The organism is Spirillospora sp. NPDC029432 (assembly GCF_040703975.1).
GTDB lineage: Bacteria > Actinomycetota > Actinomycetes > Streptosporangiales > Streptosporangiaceae > Spirillospora.
In genome coordinates, this window is the sequence record NZ_JBEZWH010000008.1 from 40,779 (window position 1) to 65,343 (window position 24,565).

At 74.8% G+C, this 24,565-nt stretch carries 19 protein-coding genes, 2 tRNA genes and 1 pseudogene; 17 read left to right on the forward strand and 5 right to left on the reverse strand.

Annotated elements, in window-relative coordinates; all coding sequences use genetic code 11:
* Nucleotide 1 precedes the first annotated feature (1 nt).
* From AB0881_RS08690 to AB0881_RS08700, 3 genes are read left to right on the forward strand one after another with little or no spacing between them, the layout of a single operon-like run.
* The gene (locus AB0881_RS08690) at nt 2-700 is read left to right on the forward strand and encodes an SDR family NAD(P)-dependent oxidoreductase (protein ID WP_366615442.1); all 699 of its coding nucleotides are present in this window, start codon (nt 2-4) and stop codon (nt 698-700) included.
* Nucleotides 691-1,758, forward strand: a complete 1,068-nt coding sequence (locus tag AB0881_RS08695) for a glycosyltransferase family 9 protein (RefSeq protein WP_366615443.1) — start codon at nt 691-693, stop codon at nt 1,756-1,758. The genes AB0881_RS08690 and AB0881_RS08695 overlap by 10 nt, the downstream gene beginning before the upstream one ends.
* On the forward strand, nt 1,655-2,611 hold the full coding sequence (locus AB0881_RS08700; RefSeq protein ID WP_366615445.1) for an NAD-dependent epimerase/dehydratase family protein: 957 nt from the start codon (nt 1,655-1,657) through the stop codon (nt 2,609-2,611). The genes AB0881_RS08695 and AB0881_RS08700 overlap by 104 nt, the downstream gene beginning before the upstream one ends.
* 13 nt (nt 2,612-2,624) lie before the next feature.
* On the opposite strand, the gene AB0881_RS08705 is transcribed toward AB0881_RS08700, so the two are convergent.
* Together AB0881_RS08705 and AB0881_RS08710 are read right to left on the reverse strand one after the other, a co-directional pair.
* Nucleotides 2,625-3,668: an alpha/beta hydrolase-fold protein gene (locus AB0881_RS08705; protein WP_366615446.1), complete on the reverse strand. Its 1,044-nt coding sequence runs from the start codon at nt 3,666-3,668 to the stop codon at nt 2,625-2,627.
* On the reverse strand, nt 3,665-4,936 hold the full coding sequence (locus AB0881_RS08710) for a helix-turn-helix domain-containing protein (RefSeq protein WP_366615448.1): 1,272 nt from the start codon (nt 4,934-4,936) through the stop codon (nt 3,665-3,667). Before AB0881_RS08710 ends, AB0881_RS08705 begins: the two co-directional genes overlap by 4 nt.
* Before the next feature lie 286 nt (nt 4,937-5,222).
* Here AB0881_RS08710 and AB0881_RS08715 point away from each other — a divergent pair, with 286 nt between their 5' ends.
* Complete coding sequence (locus tag AB0881_RS08715; protein WP_366615450.1) at nt 5,223-6,233, forward strand: DUF3068 domain-containing protein; 1,011 nt, start codon at nt 5,223-5,225, stop codon at nt 6,231-6,233.
* Between the two features lie 85 nt (nt 6,234-6,318).
* On the opposite strand, the gene AB0881_RS08720 is transcribed toward AB0881_RS08715, so the two are convergent.
* Nucleotides 6,319-8,160, reverse strand: coding sequence for a methyltransferase domain-containing protein (locus tag AB0881_RS08720; protein ID WP_366615451.1), 1,842 nt, complete (start codon nt 8,158-8,160; stop codon nt 6,319-6,321).
* Between the two features lie 368 nt (nt 8,161-8,528).
* On the opposite strand from AB0881_RS08720, the gene AB0881_RS08725 reads away from it, so the two are divergent.
* The 6 genes from AB0881_RS08725 (at nt 8,529) to AB0881_RS08750 (ending at nt 15,804) form a co-directional block, all read left to right on the forward strand.
* The gene (locus AB0881_RS08725) at nt 8,529-9,413 is read left to right on the forward strand and encodes an alpha/beta hydrolase (RefSeq protein ID WP_366615452.1); all 885 of its coding nucleotides are present in this window, start codon (nt 8,529-8,531) and stop codon (nt 9,411-9,413) included.
* Nucleotides 9,414-9,521: 108 nt separating this feature from the next.
* On the forward strand, nt 9,522-10,184 hold the full coding sequence (locus AB0881_RS08730; RefSeq protein WP_366615454.1) for a TetR/AcrR family transcriptional regulator: 663 nt from the start codon (nt 9,522-9,524) through the stop codon (nt 10,182-10,184).
* A gap of 55 nt (nt 10,185-10,239) precedes the next feature.
* Nucleotides 10,240-11,859 carry a 2,3-epoxybenzoyl-CoA dihydrolase gene (gene boxC, locus AB0881_RS08735; protein ID WP_366615456.1) on the forward strand — a complete coding sequence of 540 codons (1,620 nt, stop codon included), beginning with the start codon at nt 10,240-10,242 and terminating at the stop codon, nt 11,857-11,859.
* 5 nt (nt 11,860-11,864) lie between these two features.
* Nucleotides 11,865-13,295, forward strand: a complete 1,431-nt coding sequence (gene boxB, locus AB0881_RS08740) for a benzoyl-CoA 2,3-epoxidase subunit BoxB (RefSeq protein ID WP_366615457.1) — start codon at nt 11,865-11,867, stop codon at nt 13,293-13,295.
* A gap of 14 nt (nt 13,296-13,309) precedes the next feature.
* The gene (locus AB0881_RS08745; protein ID WP_366615459.1) at nt 13,310-14,950 is read left to right on the forward strand and encodes a benzoate-CoA ligase family protein; all 1,641 of its coding nucleotides are present in this window, start codon (nt 13,310-13,312) and stop codon (nt 14,948-14,950) included.
* Nucleotides 14,947-15,804, forward strand: coding sequence for an amidohydrolase family protein (locus AB0881_RS08750; RefSeq protein ID WP_366615461.1), 858 nt, complete (start codon nt 14,947-14,949; stop codon nt 15,802-15,804). The genes AB0881_RS08745 and AB0881_RS08750 overlap by 4 nt, the downstream gene beginning before the upstream one ends.
* 22 nt (nt 15,805-15,826) lie before the next feature.
* Here the strand turns inward: AB0881_RS08750 and AB0881_RS08755 are convergent, their stop codons facing one another.
* Nucleotides 15,827-16,657, reverse strand: coding sequence for a PaaX family transcriptional regulator C-terminal domain-containing protein (locus AB0881_RS08755; RefSeq protein ID WP_366615463.1), 831 nt, complete (start codon nt 16,655-16,657; stop codon nt 15,827-15,829).
* A gap of 71 nt (nt 16,658-16,728) precedes the next feature.
* Here AB0881_RS08755 and AB0881_RS08760 point away from each other — a divergent pair.
* Nucleotides 16,729-17,397, forward strand: a pseudogene (locus AB0881_RS08760) (ATP-grasp domain-containing protein); the annotation flags it as partial.
* Between the two features lie 48 nt (nt 17,398-17,445).
* On the opposite strand, the gene AB0881_RS08765 reads toward AB0881_RS08760, so the two are convergent.
* Nucleotides 17,446-18,039 carry an antibiotic biosynthesis monooxygenase gene (locus tag AB0881_RS08765; RefSeq protein ID WP_366615465.1) on the reverse strand — a complete coding sequence of 198 codons (594 nt, stop codon included), beginning with the start codon at nt 18,037-18,039 and terminating at the stop codon, nt 17,446-17,448.
* A gap of 323 nt (nt 18,040-18,362) precedes the next feature.
* Between AB0881_RS08765 and AB0881_RS08770 the strand changes: the two genes are divergently transcribed.
* The 6 genes from AB0881_RS08770 to AB0881_RS08795 all read left to right on the forward strand — a co-directional run bounded on the left by AB0881_RS08770 (nt 18,363) and on the right by AB0881_RS08795 (nt 24,551).
* Nucleotides 18,363-18,435: transfer RNA gene (locus AB0881_RS08770), tRNA-Cys, on the forward strand.
* 95 nt (nt 18,436-18,530) lie between these two features.
* A tRNA-Gly gene (locus tag AB0881_RS08775) sits at nt 18,531-18,602 on the forward strand.
* Between the two features lie 36 nt (nt 18,603-18,638).
* Nucleotides 18,639-20,018, forward strand: coding sequence for an SDR family NAD(P)-dependent oxidoreductase (locus AB0881_RS08780; RefSeq protein WP_366615467.1), 1,380 nt, complete (start codon nt 18,639-18,641; stop codon nt 20,016-20,018).
* Complete coding sequence (locus AB0881_RS08785) at nt 20,018-21,151, forward strand: gala protein (RefSeq protein WP_366615469.1); 1,134 nt, start codon at nt 20,018-20,020, stop codon at nt 21,149-21,151. The genes AB0881_RS08780 and AB0881_RS08785 overlap by 1 nt, the downstream gene beginning before the upstream one ends.
* Nucleotides 21,148-22,800, forward strand: coding sequence for an ankyrin repeat domain-containing protein (locus AB0881_RS08790; protein WP_366615471.1), 1,653 nt, complete (start codon nt 21,148-21,150; stop codon nt 22,798-22,800). Before AB0881_RS08785 ends, AB0881_RS08790 begins: the two co-directional genes overlap by 4 nt.
* A 65-nt stretch (nt 22,801-22,865) precedes the next feature.
* Entirely contained in the window at nt 22,866-24,551 is a 1,686-nt protein-coding gene (locus AB0881_RS08795; RefSeq protein WP_366615472.1) for an ankyrin repeat domain-containing protein, read from the forward strand.
* The last annotated feature ends 14 nt before the right edge of the window (nt 24,552-24,565 follow it).

Consider the following 24,565-nt stretch of genomic DNA (forward strand, 5'->3'; position numbering starts at 1 on the left):
CATGAAGGTGCTCATCACCGGCGGCTCCTCCGGCCTGGGCGCGGCCGTCGCCCGCCGCGTCGCCGCCGACGGCGGGACGCCGCTGATCGTCGACCTGCATCCGCCCAAGACCGAGGACGGCGCGCCGGACGGCGAGGTCATGTTCCGGCAGGCGGACCTGGCGGACCGGCGGTGCGCCGAGCGGGCCGTGCACGGGCTGGCCCGCGAGGCCGGCGGGCTGGACGCCGTCGTCACCGCGGCCGGCATCGACGCCTGCGGGAAACTGAACGACGTGCCCGCCGAGGACTGGGAGCGGGTCGTGCAGGTGAACCTGCTGGGCACCGCCGCCGTCGTCCGCGCCGCCATCCCGTACCTGGAGCACGCGCCGAACGGCCGGATCGTCACCTGCGCGTCCACGCTCGGGCTGAAGGCGGTGAGCGACGCGACCGCGTACTGCGCGTCCAAGTTCGGCGTCGTCGGCTTCAGCCGGGCGCTGGCCACCGAGCTGGCCGGGCACATCGGCGTCACGATGCTGGTGCCGGGCGGCATGGACACCGCGTTCTTCGACGGCCGCGACGAGCAGTACAGGCCCGGCCCGGACGCCAAGCTCAACAGGCCGGCGGACGTGGCCGCCGCGGTGGCGTTCGCGCTGTCGCAGCCGGCCGGGTGCGAGGTGCGCGAGCTGGTGGTCTGCCCGGCCGAGGAGCCCTCGTGGCCGTGACACGGGACCGCCCGCCGCGGGCGCTGGTGCTGCGGGCGCTGGGCCTGGGCGACCTGCTGACCGCCGTGCCCGCGCTGCGGGCGCTGCGCCGCGGGCTGCCGGGCTGGCGGATCACGCTGGCCGCGCCCCGCCGGGTGGCGCCGCTGGCCCTGCTCAGCGGGGCCGTGGACGACGTGTTCCCGGCGTCCGGGCTGGCCCCGCTGCCGCCGCTGGACGGCCCGGTCGAGCTGGCGGTGAACCTGCACGGCAGCGGCCCGGAGAGCCATCTGCTGCTGGAGTCGCTGCGGCCGGAACGGATGATCGCGTTCGCGAACCGGGACGTGCCCGGCAGCGACGGGCCTGCCTGGAAGGCGCGGGAGCACGAAGTCGAGCGGTGGTGCCGGCTGGTGTCGGCGCACGGCTTCGACGCCGACCCGGCCGATCTGGACCTGGCCCGGCCGCCGCTGGCGTCGCCGGCGCCCGGCGCCGTGGTGATCCACCCGGGTGCCGGGTATCCGGCGCGGTGCTGGCCCGCCGAGCGGTACGGCGCCGTCGCCGCGGCGCTGCGGGAGCGCGGCGAGCGAGTCGTGGTGACCGGCGGGCCCGCCGAGGCGGGGACCGTGCGGGACGTCGCGCTGCTGGGCGGGCTCGGCCCGGGCGGGGACCTGTCCGGCCGGACCGGGGCGCTGGAGCTGGCCGCCCTGGTCGCGCGGGCGAAGCTGGTGATCTGCGGCGACACCGGCACCGGCCATCTGGCCACCGCGTACCGCACCCCGTCGGTGCTGCTGTTCGGCCCGACGCCGCCGGAGCTGTGGGGGCCGCCGCCCGACCGCGCCCGGCACCAGGTCCTGTGGAGCGGCCGCCGCGGGGACCCCCGCGGCGACGTGCCCGATCCGGGGCTGCTGGAGATCTCCGCCGACCGCGTCGCCGAGGCGGCGGTCCGGTCGCTGGAGCGCCTTGAAGGAGGTATTCACGATGAGAACTCCGCGCGCGGTCGTGACCGGGGGCGCGGGCTTCCTCGGCTCGCACCTGTGCGAGGCCCTGCTGGCCCGCGACATATCGGTGGTCTGCCTCGATAACCTGCTGACCGGCTCGGCGCGCACCATCGCGCACCTGCTGCCCAGGCGGGACTTCACGTTCCTGCAGAGCGACGTGACCCGCCCGGTGCGGGTGGAGGGCCCGGTCGGGTACGTGTTCCACCTGGCCTCGGCCGCCTCGCCGGCCGACTACCTGCGCTGGCCGATCCAGACGCTGGAGGTCGGCAGCCAGGGCACCCGCAACGCGCTGGAGCTGGCGCGGCGCAAGGACGCCCGGTTCCTGCTGGCCTCGACGTCGGAGGTGTACGGGGACCCGCTGGAGCATCCGCAGCGCGAGTCGTACTGGGGCAACGTGAACCCGGTCGGGCCGCGCAGCGTGTACGACGAGGCCAAGCGGTTCGGCGAGGCGCTGACCTCGGCGTTCCGGCACTCGCGCGGCCTCGACGCCGCGATCGTGCGGATCTTCAACACGTACGGCCCGCGGATGCGGCCCGACGACGGCCGCGCGATCCCGACGTTCGTGCGGCAGGCGCTGCGGAACGAGCCGCTCACCGTCACCGGGGACGGCTCGCAGACCCGCTCGATCTGCCATGTCGACGACACCGTCCGGGGCATCGTCGAGCTGGGCCTGGCCGGGCACTCCGGGCCGATGAACATCGGGAGCCCGTACGAGACCTCGATGCTGGAGCTGGCCCGGCGGATCATCGACCTGACCGGGTCGCGCTCGCCGATCCGGTTCATCGACCGGCCGGTGGACGACCCGGCGGTGCGGCGCCCGGACACGTCGCTGGCCCGCGCGGAGCTCGGCTGGGAGCCGGCGGTGACCGTCGAGGAGGGGCTGCGCGGCACGATCGAGTGGTTCGTCCGGGAGCTGGCGCTGACCCGGTCCGCCTGACCGGCGCCGGGGCTCAGGCCCTCCGGGCTCCGATCGAGGCCATCAGGTCCGGCCAGATCCGGGTGGCGACCCGGATCCAGGACGGCCAGTTGTGCCGGCCGGCCCCGTAGATGTCGGCGGTGTAGGGGACGCCGAGCTCGTCCAGCCGGTCGCGGAACGCCACGTTCGTCTCGCCGACCTGCTTCTCGCTGAACAGGCCGACGTCCCACGGCGTGCCCGGCGGGTCGCCCGGGCCGGGCTCCCCGGTGGTGCCCGAAGAGAAGAAGATCTTCGTGCCGCGCAGCCGGGGGGCCAGCTCGTACGGATCGTGGGCGCGCCAGTTGTCGGCGTTCGCGACCACGAAGCCGTAGATGGCGAACGGGTCCTGCCCGTTGAGCGCGTTGGTCGCCAGCGTCAGCGCCGGCATCCCGGGCGCCCGCAGCCACAGCACCCCGCTCAGCGACGCCACGTGCGTGAACATCCCCGGGAAGCGGGCGGCGTAGGTGATCGCGCCCTGCCCGCCGGCCGAGTCGCCGATCGCCGCCCGGGTCCCGTTCGCGCGGTAGTTGCGCTCGATCAGCTGGACGACCTCCTGGGTGTGGAAGGTCTGCCACTTCGGCGTGCCGCCGCGGCCGTAGTTGTACCAGTTCGCGTACGCGCCGTCCGCGGCCTCGGGCATCACGACGATCGCCTCGTACGCGGCGGCCCAGCCTTCGATGTCGGTGTTGCGGGGCCAGGAGGTGTAGTCGTCCTGGCCGCCGTGGTAGGCGTACAGCACGGGCCAGGTCTCCGCCGCGTCCGGGCTCCAGCCCTTCGGCAGCAGGATCCTGGTCTTGACGGACTTCCCGAGGGACGGCGAGTCGATCGTGATGTCGACCTCGTTGGGCCCGAGCCGGGTCTCGGCGGTGATCCGGGCGCCGGTGTCGGCCGCCCGGAACGGCGCGGTGCGGGCGGCGCCCGCGTGCGCCGCGCCGGGCGGCGCGATCCCGGTTCCGGCCAGCGCGGCGGCGGCGAGCAGGAGGCCGGCCCGCGACCGGGGCCGGCGCGGGCGGGGGGCGGGGCGGTCGCGGCGGGTCATGCTGTACCTCGTTCCACGGGATGGGGCTCGGGACGGGCGTGCGGGGCGGCCGCCGCGGTCTCGGCGGCGTCCTCCTCGATGAGGCCGAACTCGACGGCGGCGTGCAGGAGGAGCATCAGCTCGGTGCGGCGCAGGGGGTCGTTCATGCCGTCGCCCAGCAGCCGCCGGAGCCGGCGGATCCGGTAGCGGACGGTCTGGTCGTGCACCATCAGCCGCTCCGCCGCGTCGACGGCGTTGTCGTGGCACTTCATGTACTCCAGCAGCGTGCGGGCGAAGAGCACGCGCCGGTGCGGCGGCAGCTCGTCCAGGGGGCGCAGCCGCTCGCCGACCGCGAGCGCCAGCAGCTCGCGGCTCATCGAGGCGGCCACGGCGGGGACGTTGTCCAGGCAGCGGATCACGTCCCGGCGCGCGGGGCCGTCCCGCCCGGTGAGCGCGAGCGTCCGCCGGGCCCACCGCAGCGACAGCGCCCCGCCGTCCGGCGGTACGGTCGGCCCGATCGCGGCCCGGCAGCCGCCGAGCAGGGTCGCCAGGAAGCCCTCCTGGCCGGGGCCGTCGGGGTCGGGGACCAGCAGGTACGGGTCGTCGCGGTCCCAGTCGGCCAGGATCGCGGGCGGCAGCACCGGCACCGGGCGCCCGGCGGGCGGGCGGACGGCGACGGCGGCGATCGTGCGCGGCAGGCTCCAGCCGGCCGGCCGGGCCAGCTCGGCGATCGCGCCGCGGCTGGCCGGCGGGTCGGCGATGAGCAGGTCGCGCAGCCGCCAGCGGAGCCGCTCGCGCTCGGTGGCGAGCCGCTGGGTGGCCTCGGCGTAGCCGCGCGAGGCCGCGCCGGCGACCTGTTCCAGGAACTCGAACAGCGCCTCGGTGATCTGGCCGAGGGTCTCCAGCGACCAGTCCAGCCGCCGGGTCTCGTCGATGAACCGCCGGCAGGCGACCTGGCCGCCGACCCGGATCGCGGTCTGCAGGCCGTCGAGGCTGCGGCCGCGGCGCGCCTCGTACGCCCCGATCCCGGCGTAGAGGCCGGTCAGGGCCGCGCCGTCCGGCGGGGCGCCGGCCAGCACCTCGACGAAGTGCTCGACGGACTGGACGACGGCCCAGCGCATGGCGCGGTCGAAGCGGCCGCCCGGCGGGGCGGCGTACTCGGGCACGAGCCGGCGGATCTCCTGCACCACCTCCTCGGCCGCGGCCGGCACGTGCGCGCGGAGCGGCTCGGCCTCGCGGGGCGCCTGCGGTGGCGGGGTCGTCGCCACGGGGAACGTTCTGTGGGTCACCGGAACCTCCGGTAGCGGGGGGACCCGAGCGTGTGGCCGGGGCTCGGGGGCCCCAATATCACCGGTTGTCACCGCCGCCGGAACTCACTTACCGCAAGATCAGACAAGTCAGACTTATCAGTTGATTAAGTGTGAGCACCTGATTACTTGAGCTATCGGGCAAAAGTACCTATTGCGTTCCCGTAGAAGTGTGGTCAAGCTAACTCTCACGCTTCACCCCCCCGCCTCGCACCGTGTGCTCTCCGTACACGGTGCGGCAGGCATGTGCGGACGGCAGGAGTTACAGATGAGCCAAGGCAACACTCGTCAGAGGCCCTCCTCCCGGACGGCGTCGCCCCCGCCTCGACACCGGGGGCCGGGGGGTGCCACGCTGGCCGTCGTCTTCCTGGCGTTCTTCGCGCTGGCACTCGCCGTCCTGCTGCGCGGGTTCGTGGCCGAGCGGCTGCTGGTCGCCCCCGCCGACCAGTACTCCAAGGCCGTGCTGCAGGCCCCGAACGCCACCTACGTCGACGGCGCCACGGGCACCGTCCGCAGGGGCGCCACGCTGACGCTGACCTCCACGCTGCGCGGCGACGTCAAGGCCGCCAAGGACGACACCGTCGTGTGGGACACCTTCCTCGTCCTGGAGGACCTGCAGAACCAGGCCAAGGTCGAGATCTCCGAGTCCCGGCTGGCCTTCGACCGGCGGACCGCCGCCATGGTGAACTGCTGCGGCGGCGTCAACGTCCCCGCGGGCGGCGGGCCCGTGTACGGGCTGTTCTTCCCGATCGGCGTGGAGAAGAAGACCTACGCCGTCTACGACACCTCGACGAAGAAGGCCTGGCCGATGCGGTTCGAGGGGACCGAGAACCGGGACGGGCGGGAGCTCTACCGCTACAGCCAGCAGGTCGACGAGACCAACCTCGGCCAGTACCGGAGCCCCGTGCCGAGCACGCTGCTCGGCCTGCCCGGCAAGGCCCGGAACGTCACCGTCGACCGCTGGTACCGCGCCACCGTCACCTCCTGGATCGACCCGCGCAGCGGCATCACCGTGGACCGGCGCCAGCAGATCACCTCGACCCTGAAGGGCCAGAACGGGCAGGGCCAGCTCGTCGTGGCCGACCTGGACCTGCGGATGGACGACGCCACGCGCAAGTCGCTGGGAGAGAAGGCCGACAGCGCCGCCGCCTCCGCCCTGTACCTGCGGACGATCGGCCCGGCCTCGGCCCTGGGCGTCAGCGTCCTGCTGTTCCTCCTGGCCGCGGTCCTGCTGGTGCGCCGGCGGCGCGCCCGGTCGCTCGCCAACGAGCCGTTCTGAGACACGGAGACGGATACAGATACGGAGACAGCGGAAGGGCCCGGCCGTCGCGTACGGCCGGGCCCTTCCCTTCGCGGAGCGGGTCTCAGTCCTCGTCGGGGAGCCGCCGGGCCAGCACCCGGTAGGTGTTGGAACGGCCCGTCCGCTTGATCAGCGGGTGCAGGAACTGGTCCAGCGCCGCCGCCGCGAACATGAGCGGGCCCGCCGCCACGTACACGGCAGTACGGGCCGCGCCGCGCAGCCGCCGGTACCGCGCGCTCCGCCACGGCTTGGCCGGATCCGGCACGACGCGGTGCGCCAGCATCATCACGACCATGAGCAGGTCGACGGGCTGGTGCGCCGGGCCGCGCTCGACCGCGACGGCCGTGAACCCGCGCTCGGACAGGGCGCCGACCAGGTTGCGGACCGTGACGAAGTGCAGGTGCTGCGGCTGGAACCAGGCGTGCCACCAGCGGCCCGCCAGCCGGCCGACGATCCACTCCGGGTCGGGCACCTCGATGAGCAGGTGGCCGCCCGGCGGCAGCACCCGCGCGGCGGCGTCCAGCTCCGCGCGCGGGTCCATGGTGTGCTCCAGGTAGTGGTGCATGCTCACCACGTCGTACGCGCCGGCCAGCTTGTCGGCGAGGTCGGGGAAGAAGCCCAGGTGGCCGCCGTCGATCCAGCCGCGGTCCTCGGCCTCCTTCACGCTGACGCTCATGTCGAGGGCGTCGAACCTCGTCTGCGGCCACACGTCCCGGGCGGCGTTGCAGAAGTGGCCGTGGCCGCCGCCGACGTCCAGCCACGCCTTCGGCTCGGCGTGCCCGCGCAGCATCCGGGCGCGGTCGCGGTAGTGCGGCGCGGCCAGCCGGAAGCCGCGCTCCACCTCCGGGCCGCCGGGCCCGTCGTAGAAGTCGCGGTAGTGGAAGTCCAGGCCCTCGGCGTTGAGCCGCGGGTTCTGGAACACGTGCCCGCAGGCGTCGCAGGCGTCCAGCCTGAACACGCCGGGCCGGTGGTGCTGGTGGTCGCCGCTGGTGACGCGGTGCCGCAGCGCGGTGCTGCCGCACCAAGGGCAGTCCGTGCGGCGCGGCTCGTAGAAGCGCTCCACACCGCGCGCGATCTCGGCCGCGTACCGTTCCCGCTGGCGCGGCAGGTCGGGGTCGGGCGCCTCCCGCTCCAGCGCGACGCGGATCCAGCGGTAGAGCGCTCCCACGGGCCGCGCGAGCGCGAACCGGCGCCGGTCGTGCGGGCGCAGCGCCGTCCCGGCGGTGGCCAGGTACGGCTGCGCCGCCGCCGCGGCGAGCACCCCGGCGGCGGGCAGCGCGTCGCGCAGCCGCCGGGCGCCGAGCACGCTCTTCACCAGGGCGGCGGCCAGCGCGGCCAGCCCGATGAGGTTGCCGGTCAGGTACACCGGCAGGTCGCTGGGCCAGCGGCCGCGCAGGATCCGGCGCCGGTCGGCGGCCGGGCACCCGGCCGGGACGATCCCCGGCGCCACCGCCAGGTCGGCGTGCACCGGCGCGTACCGCTTGAGCCGTACGGCCAGCTCCTCCATCTCGGCGGCGGACAGGCCCGCGAACCGGGTGATCCCGGCCCGCCGGACGACGTCCGCCGCCACCAGCACCGCGTGCCCCCCGCCGCCGCCCGGGGCGAGCCGGGAGCCCCGGTAGGTCTCGGGGTCCACGCGGCGGACCAGTTCCAGCGCCCGGGCGGCGTCCAGCCCCGCCGGGACGAGGTCGAGCACCTGCAGCCCGCGCTCGCGCGCGTACGCGGAGGCGGCCCGGCGGGTGGCCTCGTCGAGCGCGACACCGGCCGCGGTCACGAAGTGGTGGTCGTCCGGTACGGGTTCGTCGGAAGGCGGCAGCGGCGTCAGCCGGGCCGCCCGTTCTCTTCGCCACAGGGCGTCGGCCACCAGGCCGGCCGCCGCGAGCGTCAGCAACGGTCGCACGCGCATGTCGGTCCCTTCGCGGGTTGGGACGGATGAGACGGGACGGGATAGACGAGATAGGCGGGATAGGCGGGATGGACGGGAGGCGAACGAAGAAGGTCGGGGCGATGCTCGCCGAGCGCTTCCGGCCCCGAAACCCGGTGCTCGCCAAACGGGCGGCCGCATTCGCTCAGCCCGCTGAGTAGCCCCGGCGGAGGCCCCGCCGGTTGCTCCGCCCGCTGACAAACGCCCCGCGAAAAGATCGCCGGTCACCGCGGAGCGTGCGGTCCGGGCCGTCCCGAGACTTGAGCCGCTCACGCCGCCCGCCGGGCCGGGGACAGGCCGCATCCCCGCCGGGCGGGCCGGCAGCAGGCCGAGGAAAGGACGTACCGCCCGTGTCACCCGTGTATCCCGCTTTCCAGCGGATCTCCGTGCTCGCCGCGCTCGCCGCCGGCGCCCTGGCCGCCCCGGCGGCCGCCGCGCCGCCGGCCGCGCATGCGGCGGCCAACCCCTACGAGCGGGGCCCCGCCCCCACCGAGGCGAGCGTGACCGCGCCGCGCGGCCCGTTCGCCACCGCGACCAAGAAGGTCGGCGCGTTCAGCCACCCGGGGATCCGGTCGGGCACGATCTACTACCCGACCGACACGAGCCAGGGCACGTTCGGCGCGATCGCCGTCTCGCCCGGCTTCGTCTCCCCCGAGCTGGCCGTGTCCTGGTACGGCCCGCGGCTGGCGTCCCAGGGCTTCGTGGTCATGACCATCGAGACCACCACCGGGTTCGACCTGCCCGAGGCGCGCGGCGCGCAGCTGCTGGCGGCGCTGGACCATCTGAAGCAGGACGCGACCGTGCGGAGCCGGATCGACCCGAACCGGCTGGCGGTCATGGGCTGGTCGATGGGCGGCGGGGGCACCCTCCGCGCGGCCCAGAAGACGCCGGCGCTGAAGGCCGCCGTCCCGCTCGCGCCCTGGGACCTGGGGGTGAACTTCGGGAACGTCCGGGTGCCGACGATGGTCATCGGCGCCGACAACGACTCCATCGCGGGCACCGGGGCGCACGCCGAGCCCTTCTACGGGCAGATCCCGGTGGAGAAGGCGTACCTGGAGCTGAACAACGCCGACCACTTCACCTTCACCGCCGACAACACGACGATCGCCAAGTACTCGATCTCGTGGATGAAGCGGTGGGTGGACGAGGACACCCGCTACGACCGGTTCCTGTGCCCGCCGCCCGCCGGGAACAGCGGCACGATCCAGGAGTACCGCTCGACCTGCCCGTACTGACCTGGCCTACTGACCTGGCCCTACCGACCGGCCGCCCTTCGCCGCGCCCCCGCGTTGAACGCCCGTTCAGCGGGCTACGATGCCGGGGGCGAGGCGAAGGAGGACGGGGTGGCGGAAGCGGCACGGGGGCGGGCCGGAGAGCGCACGGCCGCGGGACCGAAGGGGCCCCCGCCGAGCAACGCGGTGGCCGCGACCGACGATCCGGCGGCCGCCGCGATCATCCGCGCTGCCGTGGAGGTCATGTCCCGGCACGGCTACCACGGCACCTCGGTCCGCGACGTCGCCGACGCGGCCGGGGTCAGCCCGGGGCTGCTCTACCACCACTTCGGCTCCAAGCACGACCTGCTGCTCACGATCCTGGACCGCGGGATGGACCGGCTCGTGCGCGACACCGAGGACGCCCTCTTCCACGCCGGCGACGATCCGGCCGGGCGGCTGCGCGCGATCGTCCGCGTCCACGTGCTGGCCCACACCAAGTCCCGGCGGGAGAGCCTGCTCGGCAACACCGAGCTGCGCAGCCTCTCCCCCGCCGCGCGGGCCCTCATCGTCGCCAAGCGCGACACCCAGCAGCGGATGTTCGACCGCGTGCTCGCCGACGGCGTGCGGCGCGGCGCGTTCACCACGCCGCACCCGGTGGAGGCGGCCCGGATGATCGTGACCGCGTGCACGGCCGTCGCGACCTGGTTCCGCGAGTCCGGGCCGCTGTCGGGCGAGCAGATCGCCGACATCTACGAGCGGCTCGCCCTGGACACCGCGGGCCACCGCGGCTGATCGATGTTCTACAGAAGGTTGACGGACTGGAGAGCCCGTGTAGAAGATTAGCCGCATGGACATCTCGTTCGACCGGAGCCCGGACGCGTACCGGCACTGGCGGCTGCGGGTCGAGGCGCCCGTCGCCTGGCTGGAGATGGACGTCGACGAGGACGGCGGGCTCGTCCCGGGCTACGAGCTGAAGCTGAACTCCTACGACCTGGGCGTCGACATCGAGCTGTACGACGCCGTCCAGCGGCTGCGGTTCGAGCACCCCGAGGTGCGCGTGGTCGTGCTGACCAGCGCCAAGGAAGGCGTCTTCTGCGCCGGCGCCAACATCAGGATGCTCGCGGCGTCCTCGCACCGGTGGAAGGTGAACTTCTGCAAGTTCACCAACGAGACCCGCAACGGCATGGAGGACGCGAGCGAGCACTCCGGCCTGACGTTCATCGCGGCGGTGAACGGCTCGTGCGCCGGCGGCGGCTACGAGCTGGCGCTGGCCTGCGACCGGATCCTGCTGATCGACGACAACGCGTCCTCGGTCGCGCTCCCCGAGGTGCCGCTGCTCGGCGTCCTCCCGGGGACGGGCGGCCTGACGCGCGTCGTGGACAAGCGCGGCGTGCGCAAGGACCTGGCGGACGTGTTCGCGACGCGGAGCGCCGGCGTGCGCGGCCGGACGGCCGTCGAGTGGGGGCTGGTCGACGAGATCGTCCCACGGCGCGACTTCCGCGAGACCGTCGGGCGCCGCGCCCGGGAGGCGGCGGAGCGCGGCCCGCGCGGCGACGCCTCCGAGGCCGTCGCGCTGGAGCCGCTCGCGCGGGAGGAGACCGGGGACGGCCTCGCCTACCGGCACGTCCGCGCGCGGTACGACCGCCCCGCCGGCCTGGTGGAGATCACCGCGCTCGGCCCGGAACGGGGCGACACCGGCTGGCTGCTCGCCCTCACCCGCGAGCTGGACGATCTCATCCTCCGCCTCCGCGCCAACGAGCCCGAACTCGGCACGTGGGTGATCCGCACCGAGGGCGACCCGGACGAGGTCATCGCCCAGGAGAAGGCCGTCCTGGACCGCGGCGACTGGCTCGCGAACGAGATCCTGCACTACTACAAGAGGACGCTGAAGCGGCTCGACGTCACCAGCCGCAGCCTGGTCGCGCTCATCGAGCCGGGGAGCTGCTTCGCCGGCGTCCTGCTCGAACTCGCCCTCGCCTGCGACCTCCAGTACATGCTGGACGGCCCCCCGATCGACGACCCCGACAGCGACGAGCGCGCGTCGATCCGCCTGTCGGAGGCCAACTTCGGGACGTTCCCCATGGGCAACGGCCTGTCCCGGCTGGAGTCGCGCTTCTACCGCCGCGCCGGCCACCTGGAGCTGCTGCGCAAGGAGGCGGAGGAACCGCTGGACGCGGCCCGGGCCCGCGACCTGGAACTGGTGACCGACGCGCCCGACGACATCGACTGGGAGGACGAGGTCCGGCTGGTGCTGGAGGCGCGGGCGGCGCTCAGCCCGGACGCCCTCACCGGCATGGAGGCCAACCACCGGTTCGTCGGCCCGGAGACCCTGGAGACCAAGATCTTCGGCCGGCTCTCCGCCTGGCAGAACTGGATCTTCACCCGGCCGAACGCCGCCGGGGACGAGGGCGCCCTGCGCCGCTACGGGACCGGGCGCCGGCCGGCCTACGACCGGAAGCGAGTGTGACGACCGTGCCGAGATCGACCACCCCGATCGACTACGACTCCAAGATCCCCAACAATGTCGACCTGGCCGGCGACCGGCGGCTGCAGCGGGCGCTGGAGGGCTGGCAGCCCAAGTTCCTCGACTGGTGGGGCGAGATGGGACCGGCCCTGGAGTCGCAGGGCGTCTACCTGCGCACGGCGGTGTCCGTGGGCCGCGAGGGCTGGGCGCACTTCGGCCATGTGCGGCCGCACGACTACCGGTGGGGCATCTTCCTGTCCGAGCGCGACCCCGACCGGCGGATCGGGTTCGGGGAGCACCGCGGCGAGCCGGCCTGGCAGCAGGTGCCGGGCGAGTACCGCGCGGACCTCCAGCGCCTCATCGTCGTCCAGGGCGACACCGAGCCCGCGTCCGTGGAGCAGCAGCGGCTGCTCGGGCGGACCGCGCCCAGCCTGTACGACCTGCGCAACCTCTTCCAGGTGAACGTGGAGGAGGGCCGCCACCTGTGGGCGATGGTCTACCTCCTGCACGCCTACTTCGGGCGGGAGGGCCGCGAGGAGGCCGAGGCGCTGCTGCACCGCAACTCCGGCAGCCCGGACGCGCCGCGCATCCTGGGCGCGTTCAACGAGGAGACCGCCGACTGGCTGGCGTTCTTCATGTTCACCTACTTCACCGACCGGGACGGCAAGTACCAGCTCGGCACGCTGAAGGAGAGCGCGTTCGACCCGCTGTCGCGGACCTGCGAGTTCATGCTGAAGGAGGAGGCGCACCACATGATGGTGGGCACCACCGGCGTGGACCGGGTGGTGCGGCGCAGCGCGGAGCTGATCCGCGAGCACGACACGATGGACATCGCGGCCTGCGGCGGCATCCCGCTGGACGTGATCCAGAAGTACCTCAACTTCCACTACACGGTCTCGCTCGACCTGTTCGGCAGCGAGACCTCGACGAACGCCGCCAACTACTACACCGCCGGGCTCAAGGGGCGCTGGCAGGAGGCGCGGCGCAAGGACGACCACCGGCTCGCCGACGACAGCGCGTGGCTGGAGCGGCCGGGCGACGACGGCACCTGGACGCGCGAGGAGCTGCCGGCGCTGCTGGCGCTGAACCTGGACCTGCGGCAGGAGTACATCGCCGACTGCGCCAGCGGCGTGAAGCGCTGGAACCGCATCCTGGAGGAGTACGGGATCGAGGACCGCTTCTACCTGCCGCACCCCGGCTTCAACCGGAAGGTCGGCGTCGCGGCCGGGCTGCGCGTCACGCCCGGCGGCGAGATCGTCGACGAGGCCGCCTGGGAGGCGGGCCGGCGGCGCTGGCTGCCGACGGCCGAGGACCTGGCCTTCGTCCGGTCGCTGATGCGGCCGGTGTACGAGCGCGGGAAGATCGCCGGCTGGCTGGCGCCGCCGGCGAACGGGATCAACGGACAGCCGTTCGACTACGAGTACGTGCTCCTGGGCTGAGAGGGCGGGCCGCCATGGCTGAGGTGTTCAACGCGACGGACTACCTGGTCGACCGGCATCTGCGGGCCGGGAACGGCGGCCGCACGGCCGTGGTGGCCCCCGGCCGGTCGCTCACCTACGCGGAGCTCGCCGGCGAGGTCGGCCGGGTGGCGGCCGGGCTGCGGGCGCTCGGCGTGCGGCCCGAGGAGCGGGTCGCGATGTGCATGGCGGACGGCGTCGAGCTGTTCGCGGCCCTGCTCGCCACCATGCGGATCGGCGCGGTCGCCGTCCCCTGCTCGACCATGCTCACCGGCCCCGAGCTGGGCACGCTCGTGGCCGACTCGCGGGCGCGGGTGCTGCTGGGCTCCCGCGAGTTCGGGCCGGCCGTGCGCGGCGCGCTGGCGGAGGCCCCGGAGGTCCGGCACGCCGTCCTGACCGGGGACGATCTCACGGCCCTGCCGGAGCACGTCGAGGCGCGGACGTGGCGGGCGTTCCTGGACGCGGGCGAAGCGAGCGAAGCCAGCGGAGAGGGCGGCGGGCCGGAGCCCTACCCGTCCTGGGCGGAGTCCCCGGCGCTGTGGCTCTACACGTCCGGCACGACCGGCAGGCCCAAGGCGGCGATGCACCGGCACGTCGACATCCGGCTGGTCGCGGAGCTGTACGGGCAGCGGGTCCTCGGCATCGGGCCGGGCGACCGGTGCCTGTCGGTGGCGAAGCTGTTCTTCGCCTACGGCATCGGCAACTCGATGTTCTTCCCGCTGTCGGTGGGCGCGGCGGCGCTGCTGGAGCCGTCCCGGCCGGCCCCGGACCTGTTCGCCCGGCGGGCCGCCGAGGACCGGGCGACGCTGCTGTTCGGGACGCCGAGCTTCTGGGGGCCGCTGCTGGCGTCGGGCGTCCCGGACGGGGCGTTCGCGACCGTGCGGCAGGGCGTGTCGGCGGGCGAGGCGCTGCCGCCGCGCATGTTCCACGGGATGCGCGACCGCTTCGGCGTCGAGGTCCTGGACGGCATCGGCTCCACCGAGATGCTGCACATCTTCATCTCCAACCGCGCCGGGCGGGTGCGTCCGGGGTCGTCGGGCGTTCCCGTGCCGGGCTACGACGTGGAACTGCGCGACACCGCCGGCGCGGTGGTCGAGGCCGCGGGCGAGCCCGGCGAGCTGTACGTGCGGGGCGAGTCGGCGGCGGTCGGCTACTGGTGCCGTGCCGAGACGACCCGGCGGGTCTTCCTCGGCGGCTGGACGCGGACCGGCGACACCTACGTCCGCAACGAGGACGGCACGTACACCTGTCTCGGCCGCACCAACGACCTGCTCAAGGCGGGCGGGATCTGGGTCTCCCCCACCGAGGTCGAGGAGCGGCTGCTGGCGCATCCGGACGTGGCGGAGGTCGCGGTGGTGGGCGTGCCGGACGCCGACGGGCTGGACAGGCCGGTGGCGTGCGTGGTCCCGATGCCGGGCGGCAAGGTCGAGCCGGGCGAGCTGATCGCCTGGTGCCGGGAGGGGCTGGCCTCGTTCAAGCGGCCGCGCGGCGTGGTGGAGCTGGCCGAGCTGCCCAAGACCGCCACCGGCAAGATCCGCCGCAACGTGCTGCGGGAGCTGGCCCGTACCGAGTCCCTGGCGGAGCCGGGGGAACCCGGGGAACCGGGAGAGCCGGTGGAACCGGAGGAGGCGGTTTGATCGACGGTGAGCCCGTGGTCGACGCGCACGTGCACGCGCCGCGGCTGTCCACGCTGAAGCCGTCCTGGCTGGAGTGGGCGGAGCGGTTCTCCGGCCCGCATCCGTGGCGGGACGCCTACGACGGGCGCGGCGATCCGGTGCCGGAGCGGCTGGACGCGCTGATGGAGGCGGAGGGCGTCGACCGCGCGCTGCTGTTCTGCGAGTACAGCCCGCGCGCCACCGGGATCCAGCCGGTCGAGGACGTGCTGCCGATCGTCGAGTACAACCCGGTGCGGTTCCGGCTGGTCGCCAACGTGAACCCGCACCTGCACCATCCCGTCGCCGCCGAGGCCGAACGGCAGCTCGGCCTCGGCGCGGTGGCGGTCAAGCTGCATCCGGTGCACGGCGGCTTCTCGCCCGCCGACCGGGAGCTGTACGCGCTGTACTCGCTGTGCGGCGAGCGCGGCGTCCCGGTGATCCTCCATTCGGGGACCTCCAGCTTCCCCGGCTCGCGGACGCGGTACGGCGACCCGCAGCTGATGCTGGACGTGATCGAGGACTTCCCGGACGTGCACTTCGTGTTCGCGCACGGCGGCCGGGGCTGGTGGTACGACACCGCGGCGTTCCTGGCACTGTCCAAGCCGAACGTGTGGCTGGACCTGGCCGGGCTGCCGCCCCGCAGGCTGCCGGAGTACTACGCGCGCTTCGGCCTGCCCCGGCTCGCGGACCGGATGATCTTCGGTACGGACTGGCCGGGCGTGCCGGGCACCGCGCGCAACGTGGCCGCCCTGCGCGAGCTGGGACTGCCCGGCGACACGTTGCGGGCCGTGCTGTCCGGCAACGCCGCCAAGGTCTTCCCGGGGCTCGGCGTCTGAGCGCGCGCGTCTCGGGGCGGGTTCAGGAGGCGAGCTCGTCCCAGCGGGCCTGCGCGGCGGGCCGCCACCCGGCGTGCCGGTCGTGGAACAGCTGCGCGGCCTGCGCCCCGCTCCAGTCGTCGGGGAGCAGGGTGCGCGGCAGCCGCGGGTCCAGGAACGGGAAGCGGCGCCACTCGTGCACCAGCCGGGTCTGGGCGGCCAGCACCGCGTCCCCGCCGTCCGGCGCGAGCGCGCCGAACTCCGCGATGAACGCCTCGTAGCGCTCCTCCAGGCCGGTGAGGTCCCAGGCGCGGGCGACCATCGCGTCCTGGCTGCCCACGGCGCCGTACGACGCGGTGAACGACATCGCGCCGTCGGCCAGCCCCAGCTCCTTCAGCACGCCGAGCGCCTCGTCCTCGCGGTCGGGGTGCGGGGTGATCCACACGCCGGACTCGGGCGAGCCGAACCCGGCCCAGCTGAGCCGGGTGCGCAGCCGGTGCCGCAGGTCGCGCCGGGCCTCGGGGACGGAGACCAGGACCACCAGCCAGGTGCCGTCCCAGGACGGGCCGCCGTCGCCGAACTCGTAGATCCGCCGCGCGCCCTCGGTGAGCAGCCGGCGGCCCGGCCCGGTCAGCTCCCAGCGCACCCGGCGGCCGACCCGCTCGGACTCCAGCCAGCCCTCGGCGGCGGTACGGGCCAGCGCCTGGCGCGCCGACTTCTCCTCGATGCCGAGCAGCGCGAGCGCGTCCACCAGGACCGAGGTCCACACGGGGGCGCCGCGCGGCAGCGCGTACTCGCCGAGTACGGTCATCAGCAGCGAGCGGGCGCTGGTGTGGCTGACCTCGCGCCGCCGCGACACGACCGGCTCGCTCATCACGCCCCGTCCCGCAGTCTTGACAATCTCCTGACGTTCCGTCAACCGATTGTAGATGATCCGCCGTGCTCGTGCTGCCGCCCGCCCCGACGACGACCGCCGTCCTGCTGGCCCGGGCCGCGCGCCGCCGGGGACTGGAGGTCCGCGAGCTGACGCGCCGTCCGGTCCCGGCCGAGCTGCACGGCCGGGCGCACCTGTACGGGGGCGAGGCGTTCGCGGACGAGGTCGCGGCGGCGCTCGGTATCGCGCTGCTGGACCCGTCCCCGGGCTGGCTGGCCGGCCTGCCGGAGGAGTTCACGCGCAGGCGCGTCCGCCTCACCTCGCTGGCCGGCGCCTACGGCCTGGACGACCCCGCGTTCGTCAAGCCCGCCGCGGGCAAGGCGTTCCCCGCCCGCGTCTATGCCTCCGGCGGCGCGCTCCCCCGCGACGCGCCGGCGTCGCTGCCGGTCCTGGTGGCCGAGCCGGTGACGTTCGCCGAGGAGTACCGCCTGCACATCCTCGACGGGACGGTCCGCGCCGCGAGCCGCTACCGCTCGTACGGGATCCTCGACCCGGCCCCGCTGGCGGACCTCCCGGAACGCCGGGAGATCGAGGGCTTCGCGGCCGGCCTCCTCCGGCACGCCGCCGCCGGGCTGCCGAGCGCGGCCGTCGTCGACATCGGCGTGATCGACGGCCGGCCGGCGGTGGTGGAGGCCAACGAGGGGTGGTTCAGCAACTGCTACGCCGCCGACCCGGACCGCGTCCTGGACGTCGTCCTGCGCGCGGCCGGCCCGGCCGCGCTCCTCGCGTCACGGGACGTCCCGTTCCTGCGGGCTGGCGGGCGGGAGGTCGCGGCCCTGCGGGTACAGCCACCGGCGCAGGACCCGGCTGAGGAACGGCATCAGCGCGTACGTGAGCACCGGCACGAGTAGCAGCGGGAACACGACCGCCTTCAGCGCCACCGGCCACGGCTGCGTCGGCGGCACCACGATCAGCTGGATCAGCAGGCTCATCGGGTAGACGGCGCAGAAGGTGACGACCACCATCTTCCAGCGGGGCGGCGCCGGGACGGACTCGCCGGGCAGGCTGAACCAGGTCTCCAGCCCGGTCGTGTGGTGCCGGTGCCCCTTGGCGATCCCGTCGAGGCGGTCGAGCCAGCCGGCCCGCTCCTCCGAGTCCAGCCAGGCGTCCAGCCGCTCCCTGTCGGTGAAGTTGAGGACCGTGTAGTAGCGGTAGCGCGCGCCCTCGGAGCGCAGCCAGGTCGCGCCGAGATGGCCGGGCCAGCGGGCCCCGGCCTGGTTGATCCCGCTGGCCCACCTCTCGAACTCGCGTTCCCGGCCGGGGCGCACGTCCCACGTGAACACCACCGTGACGGTGCCGTCGCCGCCGCCGGTGGCGTCCATCAGACCGGCTCGGGTTCCGGCTGCGGCCCCGGCCCGGGCCCCGGCCCCGGCGCGGGCGGCACGATCGGGCCCGGCTGCGGCGGCGAGGGCCGCGGCTCGGGGTGGGGGGCGGGATGCGGGGCCGGCGGCGGAGGCACCGTTCCCGCGGCCGTGTCCGTTCGCGGCTCCAGCCTCATGGATCCTCCCGTCGTCAAGGGGTCAAGCCGAGGTGCCTTGATACCCGCCCCCCGCCGTGCCCATTCGGGTGAACGCGATCACGCCGCGCCCCGAATCGTCGTTCGGCGGGCGGAATGACGGTGATGATCGATATGCTCCTGCGCGGCAGGGCCGTAGCGCAGAGGTCGTCGCGCCTTAGCTGCAAGCTGGAGGACGCCGGTTCGAATCCGGCCGGCCCTGTCACGATCACTCTCGCCGGCCCCTCGCGGGGGCGGCGGGGGTGATCGAAATGCGATGGCAGGTTGTCGGACGTGCCCGCTATGGTGCGGTTCCATGAGGCCGTAGCGCAGTGGAGGCGCACCAGCACGCCAGGCTGGAGGACGCCGGTTCGAATCCGGCCGGTCTCACGTGCATGTCTTTCTGGAGAGGTCGTAGGAGCCCCGATGACGCCGGTCGACGCCGACATCGAGGCCTGCCTGCGGGTGCTGGCGTGGGCGCGCACGGCCGCGCCCGGCGACCCGCGCTGGCGCGAGGTCGGCGACGCGGCGACGCTCGTCCACCAGGCGGCCAAGAAGGCCCGCAAGCTCGAGCGGCGGGCCGAGCGGCGCCGCCACGATCGCGAGGTCACGGCGGCGACGGCCCGGTTCCGCGACCAGGACCCGGCGCCCGCGCCGGCGCTCCCCGCACCGGAGTCCGCACCAGAGTCCGCACCGGAGTCCGCGCCGGGGCGGCTGCGCAACGAGCGCCGCTGCTACGTCTGCAAGGACCTCTACCGGGAGATCCACGCCGAGTACCACATGCTCTGCCCGCCGTGCGCGGCCGAGAACGCCGCCCGCCGGCACGCGCGCTGCGACCTGACCGGGCGGCGGGCGATCGTCACCGGCGGCCGGGTGAAGATCGGCTTCCAGGTGGCGCTGAAGCTGCTGCGCGACGGTGCCGAGGTCATGGTCACCACCCGGTTCCCGCGCGACGCCGCCCGGCGGTTCGCCGAGGTCCCCGACGCGGCCGACTGGCTCGGCCGGCTGCATGTGCACGGCGTCGACCTGCTCGACCTGCCGGGCGTGGCCGGGCTGCTGCGCACGGTGCACGAGCGGTTCGACCATCTCGACATCCTGATCAACAACGCGGCGCAGACGATCCGGCGGCCCGCCGCGTACCACCGCGAGGTGCGCGCGGCCGAGAAGGCCGCGCTCACCGGGCCGGCCGCCCGGATCGAGGTGACCGAGCACCGGACCGGCGACCTGCTGCCCGCGCTCGGCGGCGCCGAGCCGGCGGCCGTGGAGGCGGTGTTCCCCGCGGGCCGCACCGACGAGACGGGCCAGCCGCTCGACCTGCGCGACCGCAACAGCTGGAGCCTGCGGCTGCACGAGGTGGATCCCGGCGAGTGGCTGGAGGTCCAGATGGTGAACGCGTTCGCGCCGTTCCTGCTGACCTCGCGGCTGCGCGGGCTGCTGGAGGCGTCCCCGTGGCCGGACCGCTACGTCGTCCAGGTCTCGGCGATGGAGGGCAGCTTCTCCCGCCGCGGCAAGACCGTCCGGCATCCGCACACCAACATGGCCAAGGCGTCGCTCAACATGATGACCCGCACGTCGGCCGCCGACTACGCGGCCGCCGGCATCCACATGACCAGCGTGGACACCGGGTGGATCACCGACGAGCGGGCGCATCCGGCCAAGCTGGCGCAGCGCGAGGCGGGCTTCCGGCCGCCGCTGGACGTCATCGACGGCGCCGCCCGGGTGTACGACCCGGTGGTGCGCGGCGTCGCGGACGGCGAGCGGCTGTCCGGGCTGTTCCTGAAGGACTACCGACCGGTGGAGTGGTGATGGCAGAACCTACGCCCGTACGCTGCCCGGCGATCGAGCACCCCGACGTGCCGGCCGCCGACCCGACCGGGCTCGACCCGCTGCTGGCCCGGCTGGCCGCGCCCGCCGGGGTCGAGGCGGACGAGACGTTCCCGCTCGGGACGCTCCGCGCGGACGGCCGGGTCGACCTGTGCAAGCAGGGCCTCGGCGCGCCCGGCGTGGCCAGGCTGCTGCCCGCCGCCGTCGCGTCCCCGCACGCGGTGCACGTGCTGCTCGGCACCAACGCCATCGGCGACGAGGGCGCCCGCTCGGTCGCGGCCGCGCTGGAGCCCGGCCACGGCCTGGAGACCCTCTACCTGGGCTGCAACCGCATCGGCCCGGACGGCGCGGCCGCGCTCGCCGGCCGGCTGGCCGGCGACGGCACCGTCCGCGCCGTGTGGCTCAAGCGCAACCCGGTCGGCGACGAGGGCGCGCGGGCGATGGCCGGCATGCTGCGCCGCAACACGTCCGTCCGCACGCTCGACCTGGTCAACACGGGCGTGACGGGCGAGGGCCTGCGCGCCCTGCTGGACGCGCTGCTCGACCGCCCGGCGCCGCTGGAGCGGCTGTTCCTCGGCGGCAACGGCCTGAGCCCCGACGAGGCGGACCTGCTGGCGGCGCTGATCCGCGACGGCGGCGTCCGGGAGCTGTTCATGTCGGCCAACCACCTGGGCGACGAGGGCGCCGCCGTGCTGGCCGCGGCGGCCGACCCCGGCCGTCCGGTACGGCTCGGGCTCGGCGGCAACGGCATCGGCCCGGCCGGCGCCCGCGCGCTGGCGGCGGCGCTGGAGGGCATCGAGTCGCTCGACCTGGGCCGCCCGCCGTCCGAGCGCGCGCTGGGCGCCCCGCCGAACGCCACCGGTGACGAGGGCGCGGCCGCGCTCGCCGCCGCGCTGCCCGGCAGCCCGCTGCGCCGCCTCGAACTGCGCCGTACCGGCATCACCGGCCGCGGCGCCAAGACGCTGCTGTCGCACGTGCCCGACGACACGCGGCTGGAGTACGTGGGCCTCGGCCCGGGCGTCCCGCGCAAGGTGAAGCGCGCCTTCGCGCCGCGGCTGCGCCCGGCCGGCCGCACGCACCCCAACATGCAGGCCATCGGCAGCGTCTACCGGTGAGCGGGAACGCCCTGAGGGAGCTGCCGAACTGGCGGCGGGTCCGCCGGTACGCGGTGCCGCGCTGGATGATCGAGGAGGCCACCGAGCGCCGGCTCGCCGGCGACTGGGCGGGCGCGTGCGCGGCCGCGCGGGTCCGCGTCGCCGTCGACCCGCCGTCGATCGCGCGCGAGCACGGCGCGGAGGTCGCGGCGGCGGTCGAGGACGACCTGCGCCACCTCGCGCCCGACCTGCTGCGCTGGCACTTCCCCCGGTACGGCAGCGGCCGCAGCACGATCGCCGTGCGCCACGCGCTCGTGCTGGGCGAGTACGGCGGCGTGCCGCTGCACGTCCTCACCCCCACGATGGCCGACGGGCCGCAGCACCTCACGCTGCGGTTCCAGCCGGTCCAGGACGGCGGCGAGGGGTTCACGCACACGGTCGACTGGTCCGGCGTCCGGCATCTCTGGGACGTCCGGCACACCGCCGAGCTGCTCGAACGCTGCGGCGGCACGGACCGCGCCCCGTTCTTCCACCCTGACGGCACGCCGCTCGCCGAGGCGGAGCTGGGCCGTTCCGGGGACGCGCCCGGCCGTACCGAGCTCACCACCCTGCTGCTGGACCGCGGCGAGCTGGAGGCGGCGTTCGAGGCGGCGGGCATCGAGCTGGACCTGACGCCGCCCGACGTGCCGAGCTACTACAACGCCGAGCCGCGCCCCGTCCTGTCGGGACTGCCGCTCGCGCTGGAGCGGATCGTGCCGGAGGCCCGCCGCATCGGCGGCGACCGGTTCCAGGTCGCCGGCACGTGGCGGTGCGCCACCCTGATCGAACTCGGCGAGCGGCCCCGCGTCCAGGTGGTGGACACGAAGCGGGCGGAGGGCGCCCACGCGCTTCCCTGGCCGGTCTGGCGCCGGCTCCCCGACCTCGACCTGCTCCGTACCGGGGTGATCGGCCCGGACGACCTGCACCCCCTCGTCCGGTCGGCGCTCTTCCCGGCGTACCCGTACCCGGACCGTCCCGCCGGCCCGCCCGCCGAGCCCGCGGCGCCCGAGCCCGTACGGGTGCGCTGCAAGGGCGAATGGCACGAGATCGCCGTGCGCGACGGCGACCTGCGCATCCCGCACACCGACGAGGAGCGGGACCGCGAGCAGGCCCTGGAGGCCCTCGGCGGCGAGGTGACCGGCTGCTTCGCCGTGCACACGGCGTGGCGCACGTCCGAGGGGCGGCTGCCGCGCAGGCTGCGCGAGCAGCGGCAGGCGCTGTTCCTGCACGCGCAGCACGGCGACACCCCCGCCGTCCTCCACCTGCTCGACACCGGCGCCGCCACCCGCTTTCTCGACGGGCGCAAGCGCACGCTGCTGCACTACCTCCACCTCCTCGACCATGAGGAGCTCCTCCCCCGCCTGCTGAAGGCCGGCGTCGACCTGGAGGCCCGCGACCAGGGCGGCCGCACGCCGCTGCACATGGCCGTCGGCGACCACGGCTCCCCGGAGCTCGTGCGCGCGCTGGTGGACGCGGGCGCCCGGCTCGACGTCGTGGACGACATGGAGTTCGGCCTGATCGACCTGATCAAGCGGTGGAAGCGCACCGACCTGGACTGGCTGAAGGTCCGCCTCGAAGCCGAGCACCCCGACGCCGGCGGCGGCTACTGGTCCTACGACGAGGACTACTGATCGACACCGGCGGCGCCCACCTGGCCGCGTGGCGGCGGATCCGCCGCCACGCCGTACCGCGCTGGATGATCGAGCGGGCCACCGCGCACCGCCTCGACGGCGACTGGCGCGCCGCGTGCGCCGCCGCGAACGTCGACGTCGCGTTCACCCTCGACGAGATCGCCCGCGACCATGGCACCGCCATGGCGGCCGCCGTCGCCGAGGACCTGCGCCATCTCGTTCCCGACCTGGTGCGCTGGAACCTTCCCAGGACGGGCCACGGCCGTACGACCGTCGCCGCCCGCCGGGTCGTCCTGCTGGCGGACTACTTCGAGTCGGAGAGCCTGGACGCGACGGGCATCTGCTGCGGATGCGACTGCCACCTGCTGTACGTCGAGACGCCCACCCTGGTCGACGGCCCGCAGCGGCTGCGGCTGGGCTTCGGGGTGCCGCGCGCCGCCCTCGGCCGCCGCCCGCTCCAGTACGACTACTGGCTGCGTTTCCGGCATCTGTGGGACTCCCGCCACACCGGCGAGCTGCTGCGGCGCTGCGGGGGCGGCGACCGCGCCCCGTTCTTCCACCGCGACGGCACTCCCCTCGGCGAGCGGGAGAAGCCCCGGCACGACCCCGGCCCCGACGATCCCGTCGCGCACGCCGAGTGGGTGACCGGGCTCCTGGACGCGGGCCGGATCGAGGCGGCGCTCGAGAGCGCCGGCATCGGTATCGACGCGGGCGGGGACGCGCCCCTGCCCCTGGCGGCGCTGGCGGGCGTCCCGCTCGCCGCCGCCCGCCTCCCCGCCGAGTTGCCGCAGCGGCGGTGGCCGGTCCAGGGACTGGAGCGCGAGGAGGCCGAATGGGAGGTGACCCGCCCGGGCGGCCGGTCACCCGCGGTGGGCCTGCGCCGGGACAAGGGCCGGGGCGCGTCCGGGATCGTGCTCTTCGCCGTCCGCGGCGAGCGGCGCACCGCCGCGCTCCCGCACGGATGCCTCCGGCCACCGGATCTCGACCTGCTGCGGGCGGGCCTGATCACGCCGGAGGAGCTCCATCCGCTCGTGCGGTCGGCGCTGTTCCCCGAACGCCCGCCCGCGACCGGCCCCGTGGGGCCGCCCGCGCCCGCGCGCCCGGAGCCCGTCCGCGTCCGCTGCCGCGACGGGTGGCACGAGGTGCGCCCCGACCGCGAAGGGCTCCGGACACCGCACGACCGCGGCGAACGCGAACGGGAGCGCGCGATGGCCGCGCTCGGCGGTCCGGTGGCGGGGTGCTTCGCCGCCGAGCGGGCGTGGAACCTGGGCACGGGCCGGCTCCCCCGGGGCCTGCGCGAGCAGCGGGACGAGCTGTTCCTGCGCGCCCAGCACGGTGACACCCCCGGCGTGCTCCTGCTCCTGGACGAGGGCGCCGACGCGCACGTGCGGGACGGGCGCAGGCGCACGCTGCTGCACTACCTCCACAAGGTCGACCACCGGGAGCTGCTCCCGCGGCTGCTCGCGGCCGGGCTCGACCTGGAGGCGCGCGACCGCACCGGACGCACCCCGCTGCACCTCGCGGCCGGCGAGCACGGCTCCGAAGAGCTCGTCCGCGCGCTGCTGGCGGCCGGTGCCCGGATCGACGTGCTGGATCGCTGGGACCTGTCGCTGCGGAGCGTGATCAGGCGCCGCAACATGGTCCGCCGGAACGGCCGCCCCGAGCTGGTGTTCCTGGCCGAGCGCGTCACGCGCGAGTTCCCCGGCCTCCAAGAGATGATCAAGTACGACGTCTTCGGCCGGCTGCACTGAACGAGAAAGGACGA